17 protein-coding genes are annotated in these 15,259 nt (G+C 66.7%); 6 read left to right on the top strand and 11 right to left on the bottom strand.

Translation table 11 applies throughout. The annotated features are described in order from the left end of the window. Window positions 1-34: 34 nt before the first annotated feature. The 8 genes from rsd to CFY91_RS01065 form a co-directional block, all read right to left on the bottom strand. Window positions 35-505, bottom strand: coding sequence for a sigma D regulator (gene rsd, locus CFY91_RS01100; protein WP_093984491.1), 471 nt, complete (start codon window positions 503-505; stop codon window positions 35-37). Between the two features lie 223 nt (window positions 506-728). Further along, the gene (locus CFY91_RS01095) at window positions 729-1,220 is read right to left on the bottom strand and encodes a disulfide bond formation protein B (protein WP_093984490.1); all 492 of its coding nucleotides are present in this window, start codon (window positions 1,218-1,220) and stop codon (window positions 729-731) included. Between the two features lie 85 nt (window positions 1,221-1,305). Then, window positions 1,306-2,541: a heme biosynthesis HemY N-terminal domain-containing protein gene (locus CFY91_RS01090; RefSeq protein WP_093984489.1), complete on the bottom strand. Its 1,236-nt coding sequence runs from the start codon at window positions 2,539-2,541 to the stop codon at window positions 1,306-1,308. Beyond that, the gene (locus tag CFY91_RS01085) at window positions 2,538-3,644 is read right to left on the bottom strand and encodes a uroporphyrinogen-III C-methyltransferase (RefSeq protein ID WP_093984488.1); all 1,107 of its coding nucleotides are present in this window, start codon (window positions 3,642-3,644) and stop codon (window positions 2,538-2,540) included. The genes CFY91_RS01090 and CFY91_RS01085 overlap by 4 nt, the downstream gene beginning before the upstream one ends. A gap of 4 nt (window positions 3,645-3,648) precedes the next feature. Next, window positions 3,649-4,431 carry a uroporphyrinogen-III synthase gene (locus CFY91_RS01080; protein WP_093984487.1) on the bottom strand — a complete coding sequence of 261 codons (783 nt, stop codon included), beginning with the start codon at window positions 4,429-4,431 and terminating at the stop codon, window positions 3,649-3,651. Next, window positions 4,428-5,366, bottom strand: coding sequence for a hydroxymethylbilane synthase (gene hemC / locus CFY91_RS01075; RefSeq protein ID WP_093984486.1), 939 nt, complete (start codon window positions 5,364-5,366; stop codon window positions 4,428-4,430). The genes CFY91_RS01080 and hemC overlap by 4 nt, the downstream gene beginning before the upstream one ends. An 89-nt stretch (window positions 5,367-5,455) precedes the next feature. Continuing rightward, window positions 5,456-6,202 carry a LytR/AlgR family response regulator transcription factor gene (locus tag CFY91_RS01070; RefSeq protein WP_093984485.1) on the bottom strand — a complete coding sequence of 249 codons (747 nt, stop codon included), beginning with the start codon at window positions 6,200-6,202 and terminating at the stop codon, window positions 5,456-5,458. Continuing rightward, a complete protein-coding gene (locus CFY91_RS01065; protein ID WP_093984484.1) occupies window positions 6,199-7,266 on the bottom strand; it encodes a sensor histidine kinase in 1,068 nt (355 codons plus the stop codon). The genes CFY91_RS01070 and CFY91_RS01065 overlap by 4 nt, the downstream gene beginning before the upstream one ends. 200 nt (window positions 7,267-7,466) lie before the next feature. Between CFY91_RS01065 and argH the strand changes: the two genes are divergently transcribed. The 6 genes from argH (at window position 7,467) to CFY91_RS01035 (ending at window position 12,491) form a co-directional block, all read left to right on the top strand. Continuing rightward, window positions 7,467-8,861 (top strand): argininosuccinate lyase, encoded by a 1,395-nt coding sequence (argH, locus tag CFY91_RS01060; protein WP_093984483.1) that lies wholly within the window; start codon window positions 7,467-7,469, stop codon window positions 8,859-8,861. Window positions 8,862-8,976: 115 nt separating this feature from the next. Beyond that, window positions 8,977-9,726: an endo alpha-1,4 polygalactosaminidase gene (locus CFY91_RS01055; RefSeq protein WP_165765283.1), complete on the top strand. Its 750-nt coding sequence runs from the start codon at window positions 8,977-8,979 to the stop codon at window positions 9,724-9,726. 1 nt (window position 9,727) lies between these two features. Next, on the top strand, window positions 9,728-10,870 hold the full coding sequence (locus CFY91_RS01050) for an NnrS family protein (protein WP_093984482.1): 1,143 nt from the start codon (window positions 9,728-9,730) through the stop codon (window positions 10,868-10,870). Between the two features lie 50 nt (window positions 10,871-10,920). Continuing rightward, entirely contained in the window at window positions 10,921-11,388 is a 468-nt protein-coding gene (locus CFY91_RS01045) for a hypothetical protein (protein WP_229727142.1), read from the top strand. Then, window positions 11,372-12,166: a substrate-binding periplasmic protein gene (locus tag CFY91_RS01040; RefSeq protein WP_093984481.1), complete on the top strand. Its 795-nt coding sequence runs from the start codon at window positions 11,372-11,374 to the stop codon at window positions 12,164-12,166. The genes CFY91_RS01045 and CFY91_RS01040 overlap by 17 nt, the downstream gene beginning before the upstream one ends. An 82-nt stretch (window positions 12,167-12,248) precedes the next feature. Further along, window positions 12,249-12,491, top strand: coding sequence for a TIGR02647 family protein (locus tag CFY91_RS01035; RefSeq protein ID WP_093984480.1), 243 nt, complete (start codon window positions 12,249-12,251; stop codon window positions 12,489-12,491). Between the two features lie 8 nt (window positions 12,492-12,499). On the opposite strand, the gene phnX is transcribed toward CFY91_RS01035, so the two are convergent. Genes phnX through CFY91_RS01020 form a run of 3 tightly spaced genes read right to left on the bottom strand, consistent with a single transcriptional unit; the run spans window position 12,500 to window position 15,191 of the window. Beyond that, entirely contained in the window at window positions 12,500-13,333 is an 834-nt protein-coding gene (gene phnX / locus CFY91_RS01030) for a phosphonoacetaldehyde hydrolase (protein ID WP_093984479.1), read from the bottom strand. Then, window positions 13,330-14,448, bottom strand: a complete 1,119-nt coding sequence (locus CFY91_RS01025) for a 2-aminoethylphosphonate--pyruvate transaminase (RefSeq protein WP_093984478.1) — start codon at window positions 14,446-14,448, stop codon at window positions 13,330-13,332. Before CFY91_RS01025 ends, phnX begins: the two co-directional genes overlap by 4 nt. 59 nt (window positions 14,449-14,507) lie before the next feature. Further along, window positions 14,508-15,191 carry an HAD family hydrolase gene (locus tag CFY91_RS01020; protein ID WP_093984477.1) on the bottom strand — a complete coding sequence of 228 codons (684 nt, stop codon included), beginning with the start codon at window positions 15,189-15,191 and terminating at the stop codon, window positions 14,508-14,510. Window positions 15,192-15,259 lie beyond the last annotated feature (68 nt).

The following is a 15,259-nucleotide window of genomic DNA, read 5'->3' as shown; positions in this document are numbered from 1 at the left end:
CAAGGCCAAGGCCCTGGCTAGCGCGCTGCGCGTCCTATACCGCCTGCATGGCCTGCTGTTGGTGAGCGGTATGCAGCACCTCGATCAGGCAGTCTTCCAGCTCGAAACGCTCGTGCAGCAACTGCCCCAAAGGTGCTAACTCGCTGGCCAGCTGCGGTTGCTCGCCACGCGCCAACTGGGCATCGCAACGATCATTGAAGTCGAGCGCCAGCTGGGTGATGACCTGCAGGCGCGGATAGATTTGCCGGGCCAGTTCCAGACCACGCTGATCATTGAAATCCTGGGCTTCGCGGAGCAGTTGCTCGTAGACCTCGAAATGTCCTGCCGACGCATAGTCGACCAGCCATTGGCAAAACACCTGCAGCGTTTCACGGCTGCAGCGATCAAGCTGGCTTTGCAGCTGCTGGTAGGCACTGATCAGCTCATGACGTTCCTGCAACCAGCGATCAATCAGCTGATGCACCCCACCCCAGCGCTCCTGGGCATTTCGGCATTTCTCGAGCATGGCAGCCTCGCTTCCCTTGATTTTCTTGTACTGTCCAGGCTCCCACGTGGGAGAGGGATTGGCGGCGCAGCGCCGCAACGGCAGTTTTCCGGCACTGTGCAGCGCCAGAGTATGCCGCTGGCATAACGCCTTCAAGCCAGCGCCCGGACAAATTTAATACAAGCGTTTAATCATCCGTGATCATTCTGCGCGCCGGGTACAACCCGGTACTTGCCGCAAATCATTAATCGCGGCGCAGCAACTGCACGGCAACCAACAGCAGCATGCCGATAAAGCCCAATAGGCTCCATTCGGGGATGCTCATGCCCAGCAGGGTCCATTTGACCTCGGCGCACTCGGCGGTGCCGTGCAGCACCAGGCGCAGGATGTCCTGGAAGGGCAGCGCTTCGAGCATGTACTCCAGGCTGGGCAAACAGGCCGGCAACTCTTCCGGCGGGATACCTTGCAGCCAGATCTGTCGCCAGGCTGCCGCCAGGCCACCCGCAGCAGCCAGTCCGGCCAACCCGGCATAGCAACGACGGCCCAGGGCTTGCGGGTTATGCAGCGCCGCCGCCAGACAGAACAGGCCAAACAGCAGCACGCAGATACGCTGCACGATGCACAGCGGGCAGGGCTCCAGCCCCTCGACATGCTCCAGGTACAAAGCCGCCAGCATGAGCAGCAGACAGCCCAGGAAGGCCAGGGCATTCAACAGACGGGAACTGGGCAGCGGCATGATGGCTCCAGGATGAGAATCGGCAAAGGCCGCTACGGTAGAGGAAAGCCGCCCAGCCCAGCAAGGCACAGGCGGCTGGATGGCTTCAGTGACCTGACGGCAGGGGCAGGCTCGGCCACTGCCCGCCGCGCAGCTGCACGGCCTCCTGCAGCAGCTGGTTGCTACGCGCCAGGTCACCCTGACTGGCCAGCAGGCGGGCCAGTTCGATACAGGTGTCAGCCTGACGAGCAAACTGCAGGCTAGCCTCCAGGTATTCGCGCGCCTTGCCCCACAGCTGATTGCGCAGGCACAGGCGGCCCAGGCACAACAGCAGCTGTGCATCCTGCGGTGCCTGCTTGAGCCAGCTCTCGGCCAGCTGCAGTTGCTTGCCCGGGTCACGCCCGCACAGCTGCCCATACAGGGCGACCAGCTCGGAGGTGTAACTGCGCTTGAGTGCCGCACGCAGCACAGACTCAGCCTCTTCATCAGCCCCCAGGGCCTGCAGCTGGCCGGCATAGGCCTTGAGCAGCAAAGGATTCTGCCGCTCGTGGGCATGCAGTTGTTGCCAGGCTTCCTGTACCGTCGCCAGCGCCTCGCCACCGGCCTGGCCAGCCGCCAGCAGGCGGCCTTGCCAGGCCTGCTCCTGCAGCGCCTGCAGCTGGGCAGCCGGCAGGGCCTTGGCCTTGATCAGGTCAGGCAGCAGGCCCAGCAACCCCGACCAGTCGGCACGTTGCGTCAGTACACGCTGTAGCTGGCGCAACAACTGCGGATGTGCCGGATACTGGTCGCGCAACTGTTGCAAGGTAGCCTGTGCGGCTGCCCAGTCGCCGCGCTCGGCCTGCAGGTCGGCCTGGGTCAGGGCGATGGCCAGCTCCGCCTTGGGCTGCCGCTCACGCGCCCGCGCCAGCAATTGCTCGGCACTGGCACTGTCGCTCATTTCCTCGGCGGCCCTGGCAGCCCCCAGGTAGTAGGGCAACGGCTGGGCGCTACCCTCGGCGGCCCGGCGCAGATGGCGCAAGGCCGGCTGCCAGCGCCCCTCGGCCAAATCCAGCAGGCCTTGCTCGCAGGCCAGGCGCAGGCGGCGCCCGCGATGCAGGCGCGACCAGGGATTGACCACCCCCAGCGACAGCAGCAATAAGCGCAGAGCCCGGCGCAGCGCCCAGCCGAGCAGGCCGGTCACCAGCAGCAGGGCGAGGAAAGCCCACAGGCTGGATTGGTAGCGAAAGCCCTTGAACGCCAGCAGGACGTAACCGGGGTCCTGGCTGATCAGCCACCACAGCCCATAGCCCAGCCCAAGCAGGCCAGCCAACAGCACCAGGCCCCACAGCAGGCGGCGCTTCATGGCTGTTCCTCCGCGGCCGGCGCCTCACGCAACCCGGCACGGCGCGCCAGGTAGGCCTGCAGGGTAGCCAGACTATCGCTGAGATCAGGCACCTGCACTTCGACTGGCAGGTCGGCCAGCTCGCCGAGGCGCTGGCGCAGGCCGGCAGCGGCTGGGTCCTCGGCGTTGAAATGCGCCGCGAGGATCTCCTCGGCCTGGCCCAGAGCCTGTCGATAGACGGCGCTATAACCGTGCAGTGCCGCCCATTGCGCCTGCTCCAGCGCCAGCGAAAGGGCCAGGCGCACCTGCTGCAGGCCCTGACCGGCCAGCAGCGGACGCACTTCTTCCTGCGCATCGAATTGAATGCGGAAGTAACCCGACAGCGTCTGCAGCCACGCCTTGAAGGGACTGTCCGGGGCCTCCTGCTCAGCCAGATCGAGGAGTACGCCACCCTGCCCCTCTGCCAGAGGTTGCAGCGGGGTGAGCTGTTCGGCCTGCTGGCGCAGCGCCGCCAGGCGCAGGAACAGTCCGGTGCGATCAGGGCGCTGCAGGGTGCGCAGGGTTTCCAGGTCGCGCGCCAGCTGCTGGCGACTGGCAAAGGCCGCCGGGTCGTCCTGCTGGTGAAGAATCTGGTCCGCGGCCTGCAGCAGCGCTTCGGCACTGTTGATGTCCTGCAGAGCACTTAGGCGCAGCGCCGCCAGGCGCAACAGGTGCTCCGCCTCGGCCAGCCGCCAGTCTTCACGACTCTTGCCGAACAGCGCATCAAGACGGGCCGTCTGTTGCTGCTGCTCACCCTGCAGGCTGGCCAGCAGTTGCTCACGCTCGCGCCACTGCGCCGCGCTAGGCAGCTGCTCCAGGCGCGTACCAAGTTGCGCCTGCGCCGCCAGCAGCGCCGCCAACTGCGCCTGACTGCTGTCCAGCTGTTGCTGCCAAGTCTGCTGCTCGTGCAGCGCCTGGCGCTGCTGCCAGCCTTGCCAGGCAGTACCCGCCACAGCCGCCAGGGCCAGCAAAACAGCCAGCCCAGCCAGGCCACGCCCGGCCGGCCTGGGCTTCGGCGCGGCACTGGGCGGGGTCGTAACAGGGGCGTCGAGTGGCGGGGTTTCGGGCGTCTGGGCTTCGTTCACACGTTCATCCTGTGGTTCGAGAAGAGTCCGGGGTGTGTTTCTGCAAGGCTTGTAGCAGCGCCTGCAGGCTGGCCCCCCGACAATCGATGACCTGCCGCGCACCGGCCTGGCGCGCCTGCTCGGCCACTCGCGGGCTGGGCACGAACAAGGGTAGCTCAGCCAGCTGCGGCCAGTCTGCCGCGGCGCTGGCACACAGATTGGCCAGGCCTTCGCCACTGCTGGCCACCAGGCCATTCAAGCCGTGTTGCCGGCAGGTTTGCAACACCTGGCCTTCGGCATAGATCGGCGCCAGGCGCCGGTACAGCGGCAGATAGTCGACCTGCACGCCCTGGCTGCGCAGCTGCTCGGCCATGTAATCGCGCCCCGTGGTGCCACGCAGGATCAACACCCGCGGCGTGCGCACCGCCAACGCCTGCGCCAGGCTGGGCAGCGCCAGCAGGGCCTCGCTGTCATCACCCTGCGCTGGGCAGTGCACCTGCAAGCCAGCATCCTCCAGCACCCTGGCAGTGGCAGCACCGACCGTAAACCACGGTTGCATCTGCACGGCCCCGGGCCAGTAGCGCTGGTAGAGCGCCAGGCCCAACTGGGCTGCCGGCTTGCTGACCACGATCAGCGCATTGTACTCGGGCAGAGCCTCCAGGCAGCGCTGCTGCTGCGGGTCATCAGGCAGGGCCTCGACCTCCAGCATCGGCAGGCAGCAGGCAAACACCCCGGCCTCGGCCAACTGCGCCGCCTGACGGGCGCATTCCTGCGCCGGCCGGGTCAGCAGCAGACGCCAGTCATTCACGCCGGATCGGTCTCGCCATACACCGCCTGCAGGATGCGGTCGGCACCCTGGGCCAGCAGCGCCTCGGCCACTTGTACTCCGAGCTCGCTGGCAGCGCTGGCCGCAGCACGCGCTTCGGCACGCAACAGCAGGCCGCCATCGGGTTGGCCGACCAGGCCGCGCAGCCACAGCTGATCACCTTCCAGCAGGGCATAGCAGGCAATCGGCACCTGGCAGCCGCCATTCAGGTGTTTGTTGAGCGCCCGTTCGGCGCTGACCCGCAGGGCCGTCGCGGTATGGTGCAAGGGCGCCAGCAGCGCGTGGATTTCGCTATCGGCGCTGCGACATTCGATACCCACGGCACCCTGGCCACCAGCCGGCAGGCTGTCCTCGACGCTGATCGAGCTGCGGATGCGCTCGGCAAAGCCCAGGCGGATCAGCCCGGCGGCGGCGAGGATGATCGCGTCATACTCGCCGGCATCCAGCTTGGCCAGCCGCGTGTTGACGTTGCCGCGCAGGAAGTGAATGTTCAGATCCGGACGGCGCGCCAGCAGTTGCGCCTGGCGGCGCAGGCTGGAAGTGCCCACCACGCTACCTGGCGGCAGCGCGTCGAGACTGTCGTAGGTGTTGGACACAAAGGCGTCGCGCGGATCTTCACGCTCGCAGATGCAGTAGAGCCCGAGGCCTTCCGGGAAATCCATCGGCACGTCCTTCATGGAGTGCACGGCGATGTCGGCTTCGTTTTCCAGCAGGGCCGTTTCCAGCTCCTTGACGAACAGGCCCTTGCCGCCAATTTTTGCCAGCGGCGCATCGAGCAGCTTGTCGCCACGACTGACCATCGGCACCAGGCTCACCCGCAGGCCGGGATGGGCACGCTCCAGCGCGGCTTTGACGTACTCGGCCTGCCACAGGGCCAGGGCGCTCTTGCGGGTGGCAATACGGATTTCGCGGGACATGATGACTTCCACAGGCTGAACTGGTGGCGATCATAACAGGCAGGCAGAGGCCACCGGTTGGCCGGGATCAAGGAAATTGCCCGGGAACGCTAGAGGCTCTGCATCAGCTTGCGCACCCCGGCGACGTGTCGCCGACTGACCGTCAGCGCTTCATCACCCAGGCCACGCAGGTACAACTGGAAGTGCCCCAGCGGTGTACGCTGCAGGCGTTCGATGCGTTCCAGGGCCACCAGGGCATTACGGTGGATACGCACGAAGCGTGCGGCAAATTCGTCTTCCAGAGCCTTGAGCGGTTCGTCGAGGAGTACCTCGCCGCCCTCATGGCGCAGGGTCACGTACTTGTGATCGGCCACGAAATAGATCACCTGTTCCAGCGGAATCAGTTCGATGCCTTTGCGTGTACGCGCACTGATGTGACTGCGCGGCCCCTGTCCGGGCGTCTGCGGCGGGCGCGTCAGCGCGGCCAGCTGCACGCGGTTGGGCCGTTCGGCCTGCTTCAGGGCCGCCGCCAGGGCCTCGACACGCACCGGCTTGACCAGATAGCCCACCGCACTGACCTGGAAGGCTTCCAGAGCAAACTCGTCGTGCGCGGTACAGAAGATCACCGCAGGCGGTGCATCACGCTCGCAGAGGCGCGCCGCCACCTGCAGGCCGTCCAGCCCGGGCATGCGGATATCCAGCAGCACCACGTCGGGCTTGAGGCTGTCGATCAGGGTCAGCGCCTCTTCGCCATTACTGGCGCAGGGTTGCAGCACCCGACAACCCTCGATCTCGCTCAACAGGCGGATCAGGCGTTCGCGGGCCAGCGGTTCGTCATCGACGATCAGAACATTCATGGTGCTCCGGCTTCCTGCAGGGGTCTGGCACAAGGATAGCGCAGACAAGCAAAATGGCGACCGTCGCGGCGCTCCTGGCTGAGCCGCGCCGCCGGACCGAACAGCGCCGCCAGGCGCGCCTCGATATTGCCCAGCGCGAGCCTGGTACCGCGACTGTTGGTCGGCACCTCGTCCGCGTCACACGGGTTGCTCACGCAAAGGCTGAACTGGCCATCGGCATAACGCGCCTGGATATCCACCCGCCCCCCCTCAATGCGCGGCTGGATACCGTAGATCAGCGCGTTTTCCAGCAGTGGCTGCAGGGTCAACTGGGGAATCGGCAAGTCGTCCGGCACACCGGCGATGTCCCAATGCAGCTGCAGGCGCTCGCCCAGACGGTAACGCTCGATCGACAGGTAACGTTCCGCCAGCGCCAGCTCGTCACGCCAGGGCACCAGCGTACCGGGACGGGCCAGGCTGGCGCGAAACAGGTCGGAGAGATCCAGTACGGCCTGTTCGGCCTTGTGCGGGTCGACAGCCACCAGGCTGGCAATGCTGTTCAGGCTGTTGAACAGAAAGTGCGGGCGGATACGCGCCTGCAGCGACTCGATGCGCGCGCGCAGCTCGGCCTGCTCCTGGCGGCGCCACTGACTCTGCAGGTAGAAATAGCGCAGCAGCAACGCCGACATGATCAGGGCAATCAACGCATGGCGCAGGTACAAGTCGGCCTGCGGCTCGTCCAGCAACAGGTAATAGTCGGCAATCCAGGTACACAGCAGCGTCAGCAGCACCACCAGCAGGCAGCACAGCACGCCGGCCAGAGCCACCGGCAAGCGCGCCAGCCAGGGACGCAGACGGCAGGTCAGGGCCGCCGAGAGCAGGACGATCCATTGCACAAACAGTGAAGTCAGCGCCAGACGCAGCCAATCGAAGCTGCCATTCATCGGCTCGGCCAGCACCAGCACCAGCACCAGCAGCTCGGCCAGCAACACCAGGGCGAGCAGCGCCTCCGACTGACACAGCTCGGGAACGAAGAAATCATCGGTAGCGGGCGCAGGCGGCGCGGCAGGCGTGGTCTTGTGCATCTGCGCAGTGTTGACCAGCCCCCGCCTGGCGACAAGCGGGGCAGGCGCCGACCGGCCATTTTGCCGGCGTCAAAGGCCTGGCAAAACGTCATTGCGTGAACCAGCCGACAGTTACCTACGGCAGGCCACAGCCCTGCGCGGGGCGCGCCAGCCTGCTATGATCGCGCCACTTTTTCCGGCCTTAACTGCACGAGTCCAGCATGAGCAGCGAGAAAACCAACCAGTCCTGGGGCGGCCGCTTCAGCGAGCCCGTCGACGCCTTCGTCGCCCGCTTCACCGCCTCCGTCGATTTCGACAAGCGCCTGTACCGCCACGACATCATGGGCTCGATCGCCCACGCGACCATGCTGGCCAAGGTCGGCGTACTGACCGCCGAGGAGCGTGACGCCATCGAAACGGGCCTGCAGCAGATCCAGACCGAGATCGAAGCCGGCCAGTTCGACTGGCGCGTCGACCTGGAAGACGTGCACATGAACATTGAGGCGCGCCTGACCGAGCGCATCGGCATCACCGGCAAGAAGCTGCACACCGGACGTAGCCGCAACGACCAGGTGGCCACCGACATCCGCCTGTGGCTGCGCGACGAGATCGACATCATCCTCGGCGAAATCACCCGCCTGCAGCAGGGCCTGCTCGGCCTGGCCGAAGCCGAAGCGGACACCATCATGCCCGGCTTCACCCACCTGCAGACCGCCCAGCCGGTGACCTTCGGGCATCACCTGCTGGCCTGGTTCGAGATGCTGTCGCGCGACCACGAGCGCCTGGTCGACTGCCGCAAGCGGGTCAACCGCATGCCGCTCGGCTCGGCCGCGCTGGCCGGCACCACCTACCCGATCGCCCGCGAAATCACCGCCGAGCTGCTGGGTTTCGACGCCGTGGGCGGCAACTCGCTGGACGGCGTGTCGGACCGCGACTTCGCCATCGAATTCTGCGCCGCCGCCTCCCTGGCGATGATGCACCTGTCGCGCTTCTCCGAAGAGCTGGTGCTGTGGACTTCCGCGCAGTTCCAGTTCATCGACCTGCCGGATCGTTTCTGCACCGGTTCCTCGATCATGCCGCAGAAGAAGAACCCGGACGTGCCGGAACTGGTGCGTGGCAAGAGTGGCCGCGTATTCGGCGCCCTGACCGGCCTGCTGACCCTGATGAAGGGCCAGCCGCTGGCCTACAACAAGGACAACCAGGAAGACAAGGAACCGCTGTTCGACGCCGCCGATACCCTGCGCGACTCGCTGCGCGCTTTTGCCGACATGGTTCCGGCGATCAAGCCGAAGAAGGACATCATGCGCGAAGCCGCGCGCCGTGGCTTCTCCACCGCCACCGACCTGGCCGACTACCTGGTACGCAAGGGCCTGCCCTTCCGCGACTGTCACGAGATCGTCGGCCATGCGGTGAAGTACGGCGTGCAAACCGGCAAGGACCTGGCTGAGATGAGCCTGGACGAGCTGCGCCAGTTCAGCGAGCAAATCGAACAGGACGTGTTCGCCGTGCTGACCCTGGAAGGCTCGGTCAACGCCCGTGACCATATCGGCGGCACCGCGCCGAACCAGGTACGCGCGGCCGTGGCGCGCGGCCGCGAACTGCTGGCAAGCCGCTAACAGGTTGGCCTGGCCGGCTCTGTCCGGCCGGCCCGCCGGTCATGTTGCCCGGACAGGCGCTACGCGCACGGCAGTAGCCAGCCACCGGCTTTCGCACAGGCTCAAGGAGATCGCCATGCGTGCACTGTTTGTCCTGCTTGTGCTGCTTGCCACACCAGCACTGGCCACGCCCCTGGTGATTCCTGCGCAGAGCAGCTGGCATCTGCAACTCGATGGCCCGCTGCGCCAGCCGCACCGCCAGGTGTACATCATCGATCTGTTCGACCACAGCGCGCCGCGCATCGCCCACCTCAAGGCGCGCGGGCACATCGTGCTGTGCTATTTCAGTGCCGGCACCTGGGAAGACTGGCGCGCAGATGCCGGGCAATTCCCGCCAGACAGTCTGGGCCTGCCCCTGGCGGACTGGCCCGGTGAGCGCTGGCTGGACTATCGCTACCCACAGGTACGCACAGTGCTGGCCGCGCGCCTGGACCTGGCCCGCGACAAGGGCTGTGACGGCGTGGATCCCGACAATGTCGACGGCTATGCCAACCACAACGGACTGGCGCTCACGCGCAGCGAGCAACTGCTGTTCAACCGCTGGCTGGCCGAGCAGGCGCATGCCCGCGACCTGGCGGTCGGCCTGAAGAATGCCGTCGAACTGCTGGATGAGCTGCATGAGGCCTTCGACTTTGCCGTCAACGAAAGCTGCTACCGCTATAGCGAATGCGCCGCTTACCAGCTGATGCGCAGCCAGGGCAAGCCAGTGTTCATTGCCGAATACCGTCCCTATAGCCGCACGCTGTGTCGCCAGGCACGACAGGCCGGTTATCAGCTGCAGTTCTTCCGTCGCAATCTGCGTGGCATAGGCCGGGCCTGCCGCTGACATGACCATGCAGCGCCCACGCCCGACCATGGCGCATGCCTGGTTCTTTCCCGCGGCGGCGCTGTACGCCACCCTGCTGCTGCCGCTGAGCGTGGCCGGCCTGCTGGGTGTTTTACCGATGCCACCGGGACTCGCCCAGCCGCTGGGGCACGCCCACGAGCTGCTGTTTGGCTATGCCCTGGCAGTGGTCGCCGGCTACCTGCTTGGCCCACAACCACAACCGCGTTGCCTGGCGCTGCTCGGCTGCTGGCTGGCCGCGCGCCTGTTATTCCTCGCCTATCCCGGCAGCCTGCTGGCGGGGCTGGCCGCCGCGCTGTTCGCCGCCGGCCTGACCTGGCAGGTACTGCCGCGCTTTCTCGGCGCAGCGAAAAAGTGGCGCAACCAGAGCGTAGCGCCGATGGTTGGCCTGCTCGCCCTGCTCAGCAGCTTGCCGGCCACGGGCACAGGGCTGCTCGATGGCCCGGCGCAGGCACGCAGTGCACTCTTGCTGCTGGCTGGCCTGCTGTTCTTCATGGGCGGGCGGATCATTGCCCCGGCACTGGCCGGCCACGCACAGCAGCAGGGCTGGACGCTGCAGCACCGTGTGCAACCGCGCCTGGAAGGTGCCGGGCTGCTTGGTCTGGCTGCGGCCCTACTGCTTGGCCTGCAGCCGCTCAGCCAGCCCCTCGCCGGCCTGGCACTGCTGTTGACCAGCCTGCTGGTTCTGCTGCGCTGGTTACGCTGGCAACCCTGGCGCTACCGGCAACGGGCTGACTTGCTGATCTTGCTGCTGGGTTATGCCTGGCTGGTCATCGGTCTGGCCCTGTACGGCCTGCACCTGCTCTGGCCGCTGCCAGGCGGCAATGCCGCCCTGCATGCGCTGAGCATCGGCGCACTGGGCACGCTGAGCCTGGCGGTGATGGCGCGCACCCGCCTGCTGCTATGCTGGCGTAACGCCAATGCCCGGCCCTGGATCCACGCGATCGCCCTGCTGCCCAGCCTGGCCGCCCTGGCTCGCCTGCTCGCCGGGCTGCCGGGACTGCCTCCCGCCCTTTGCCTGGCGCTGGCGGCTGGCCTGTGGAGCCTGGCCTTTGCCGGCCTGCTGGTATTGCTCTGGCAACTGCGCGACAGTCAGCGCGCTGATCAGCGTCAGTCTTCTCGCTAACCGGGCTGGCGTACACTGTCCAACCTGACCTGCGCCTTGTGGAGCCCGCCGTGCCAGAACAATCGCCAAAGCGACCGGCGCACTTTCGCTTCAGTGCCGACCGTCAGTCCGCACAACGCCGGGTGCGCTATCAGGAAGGCACCCTGGGCGACCCCGATGACTGCCAGCTGTGCCAACTGGAACAGGCCACCTCACTGGAAAATTCCGCCATGCATACCGAACCACACGCCCCACACGATGATGACGACGACGAAGAGCAGTTCACCGCGGCCATGCTCGCCGAAGCGGTGGAGAACCAGCTCGCCGCCGGCAAACCGCCAGCCGCTCAGGCCAGCTTCAACAAGCTCAGCCTGGTGGGCTATGCACGCGAAGAGATCATCGAACTGATGAGCCAGGTACTGGCCTACAGCATCAAGCAGATGCTCGACAGCGGCCAGCCCTTCGACATGCCCGGCTACGAGCGCCTGCTCCGTGAACTGCCGACGCTGCCGGAGCTGGCGGATGAAGCCGCGCAGTAAGCACCTCGCCTGTGCGCTGCTGGCCCTGCTGCTTGGCGCACTGGGCACAGCCCAGGCCGACGTGCCGCGAATCGGCGTCGAGGACGACTGGTATCCCTACAGCGCCGTGCGCCAGGGTGAAATACGTGGCCTGTCGGTAGATATCGTTCGCGCCGCATTTGCCGCTGCCGGGGTGGAAGTCGAGCTGCTCGCCTATCCCTACGCGCGCTGCATGCAGATGACCCGCAAAGGCGAGCTGGCCGGCTGCTTCAATACCGCACCCAACCCACAGATCGCCCGCGACTACCTGCTGCCCGAACAACCGCTGTTCCAGGACGACATCCTGCTGTGGGCGCGCCAGGGCGAATACAGTGAGATCCAGCACCTGCAACAGCTCGACGGCCGCCGGGTCGCGGTGACCATCGGCTACGAATACGGTAGCCGCTTCGACAGCCGGGAAGCGATCCTGCGTGTCCCGGTACGCCAGGACCTCAACGGCTTCCGCATGCTGCAGCGCGGCCGCGTGGCGTTCTTTGTCGCCTACCGCGGCACAGCTGCCGTGCTGTTCAGCGAACACCCCGAGCTGGCCGGGCAGTTCCATGCCCTGGCCACCGTACACCGTCCCAGCCTGTACCTCAGTTTTTCCCGCCAGCATGCACAGGCACCGGCGCTGCTCGCCGCCTTCGACCGTGGCATGCGCGCGTTGCACAGCAGCGGGCGCTATCAGGCCATCCTGCGCGACTGGGCGCCCACGGCCGCGCATGCCCAGCCGGCCCTGCTCAAGCTGGGCGGCCCGTAAAACTACCTGCGACCTTTATCCACGCCCCGTGGCAACGCCACAGGGTCTAGACTGCTGGCACACCCCCACCTCTGGAGTTCCCATGGCCTACACCGCCGAACTGATTGCCGAAGCCGAACTGCTCGCCCTGTTCAACCTGGACAACACCCAGGAAGGCCTCAAGGTGCACCACAGCGCCGCCCCCGCCACCGTTGCCGCCGCCCAGCGCCTGCATGCCAAGGGACTGATCAGCCAGGCCGATGGCGGCTACCTGACCAGCCTGGGCCTGGACGCCGCCGAGCACGCCCAGGCACTGTTGCGCATCCTGCAGCCGCAACACGCCTGAGCCTCCACTCAGGGACGCTCGCCGCGCGCCAGGCGGGCGTCGATCTCGTCCAGCAACGCCGGCAACTCGGCCAGGCTGTCCAGCACATAGTGGGCACCGGCCTGGTAGAGACGCTGGCGGGCGCCCTGCAGGCGCTGCTCGCGGGCTAGCGGGTCAAGAGCCTGCCACTGCGCGTAGTCGACACCCACTTCGTTGCCCGAAGCCGCCAGGCCGACTGTCCACATGCCGGCCGCCAGGCCTTCGGCAATCCCCGGCGGGGTATCGTCAACCTTGACGCACGCCGCCACGTCGCTCACCCCCAAACGCAGCACATTCTCCAGCGCCATCCAGGGTCCCGGGCGACCGCCCGCCGGCAGGTCGTCGGTGGCCACCGTATGGTCAGGCTGATAGCCCGCCGCCGCGGCAATCGGCAACAGCGCGTCCATCACCACACGCGGGTAACCGGAGCAGCTACCGATTTTCAGGCCACGCTGGCGCAGCGCGGCAACCGCCGCCAAGGCACCGGGAATAGGTGCCGAATACTGCCCGACGCGTTCGATCTGCAGGGGTATGAAGCGTGCATACAGCGCATCCACATCGGCGTCGCTCATCGCCTTGCCATAGCGGGCCTGCCAGCGCGCCGCCACCGTCGGCAGGCGCCCCAGCGCCTGGATGTGTTGCCACTTGGCCAAGCCCATGGGCACGCGTGCTTCGTCAAGGCTGACGCTGATGCCGAAGGCCGCGAAGGCATCGATCAGCACCTGGGTAGGGGCAAACGAGCCGAAATCCACCACCGTGCCTGCCCAGTCGAGGATCACCGCCTGCAGCGGGGCACAGTAACGACGCTGGTAGCGATAGCTCATGCCGCCACCTCCGCTGCGGGCAGATAGCCCAGTTCATCAAGCGCCGCCGCCAGGGCGGCCAGGGCCTGGTCGATTTCCGCGCCATCCAGCGCACCAATACAGCCTATGCGGAAGGTTTCGCACGAGGTCAGCTTGCCCGGATAAAGGATGAAACCGCGCGCACGGACCGCCTGGTAGAGCGCGGCGAAGCGATAGCCCGGCAGGGGTGGCGCATGCACGGTGAAGATGATCGGCGCCTGCACGTCCTCGGCCAGATAGCTGCGCAGCCCCAGGCGCCGCAGACCGTCGCGCAACCGTGCGGCGTTGGCCTGGTAACGAGCCAGGCGCGCCGGCTGGCCACCCGCGGCCAGGTACTGGTCAAGCGCCGCACGCAAGCCCGCCAGCACATGGGTCGGCGGCGTGAAGCGCCACTGTCCGCTGCGCTGCAGATAGACATACTGGTCGTGCAGGTCGAGCGCCAGCGAATGGCTGTTAGCGGCGCTGGCCAGCAGCGCCTGGCGCTCGGCGAGGACAAAGGCCATGCCCGGCACGCCCTCCAGACACTTGTTGGCCGAAGAAACCAGCGCGGCAAAGGGTACCTGGCGGGCCAGCACCGGCAAGGCACCAAAGGCACTCATACTGTCGATGATCAGCGCGCGCCCAGCGGCCGCTACCACACCGGCGATCTGCTCCAGCGGGTTGAGCAGCCCGGTGCTGGTTTCGCAATGGATGACCCCGACATGGCTGCATTCCGGGTGCGCGGCCAGGGCGGCCGCCAGGCGGCGCGGGCAAACCGCCTGGTGGTCGGCAAAGGTCAGACGCACCACACGCCGTCCCATGACCTCGGTAAGGCGCGCCATACGCTCGCCATAGGCACCATTGACCAGCACCAACAGCGTGCCGTCGCGCGGCAACAGCGTGCCGATGGCGGCCTCTACGGCAAAGGTCCCGGAGCCCTGCAAGGGTACGCAGACATGGCTGTCACCGGCGTCGGCAATCGCCAGCAAGTCGCTGCACACGGATGCGCTGAGCTGGTTGAAGGCCGTATCCCAGCTGCCCCAGTCACGCAGCATGGCCGTCTTGGTAGCCAGGCTGGTGGTCAGCGGGCCGGGGGTAAGCAGTACGGGTTCACGCATGAAAGTACTCCTGGCGCCGCCCAGGCGGCACCCTTGATGGGAACTAAGGAAGCCTGGGATCAGGCGCTGGCGGCCTGCTGCGGATCGAGCCACAGGCATGGCCAACCCAGGCGCTGAGCTTCGGCCTGCAGGCGCGCGTTGGGGTTGGTTGGACGCGGGTCGCTGACCCAGTGCAGCAGCGGCAGGTCGTTGTGCGAGTCACTGTAGAAATAGCTACGCCGCACACGCGCCTGCTGGCCCGCCAGCCAGGCTTCGACACAGCGCACCTTGCCCTCGGCATAGGTAGCCGGGCCACCCGGCGCGCCGGTGAAGCAACCGTCCTGGCGAGCGCAGGGCACGCCAAAGATATGCGTGAAGCCCAACGCCCGGCCCATCGGCTCGACCAGGAAGTCCTCGCTGGCCGACACCAGCAACAGGCTGTGTCCGGCTTCGCGGTGCGTCTGCAACAAGCGCCAGGCCTGGGCATAGACCGCCGGCAGCAGGTGCTCATCGACCAGTTGCTGTACTGCCTCGGCCACAGCCTGCGCGCAGCGTCCGCGCAGCGGTTCGAGGGTCAGCTGCAGGTAGGCCTGCATGTCCAGCCCGCGCTCGCCGTATTCAGCCATCAGCGCAGCATGCCGGGCGCGAAACTGCGCGCCGGCCACCCAACCCAGCTGTTGCATGCGCGCGGCCCACTGCGCCGAGCAATCCAGCGGCAGCAGGGTATGGTCAAGGTCGAAAATCGCCAGCGTAAGTTCCTGCATGGGGCACCTTTGCCTGCCAGGTGAAAGACCTGGCGCAGTATCGACGTGCCCCTGCCGCTCGCCCAGCG

It is taken from the genome of Pseudomonas fluvialis (assembly GCF_002234375.1).
GTDB classification, from domain to species: domain Bacteria; phylum Pseudomonadota; class Gammaproteobacteria; order Pseudomonadales; family Pseudomonadaceae; genus Aquipseudomonas; species Aquipseudomonas fluvialis.
Note: the sequence above shows the minus strand (reverse complement) of the source record. Positions and strands in the feature narration are given on the sequence as shown.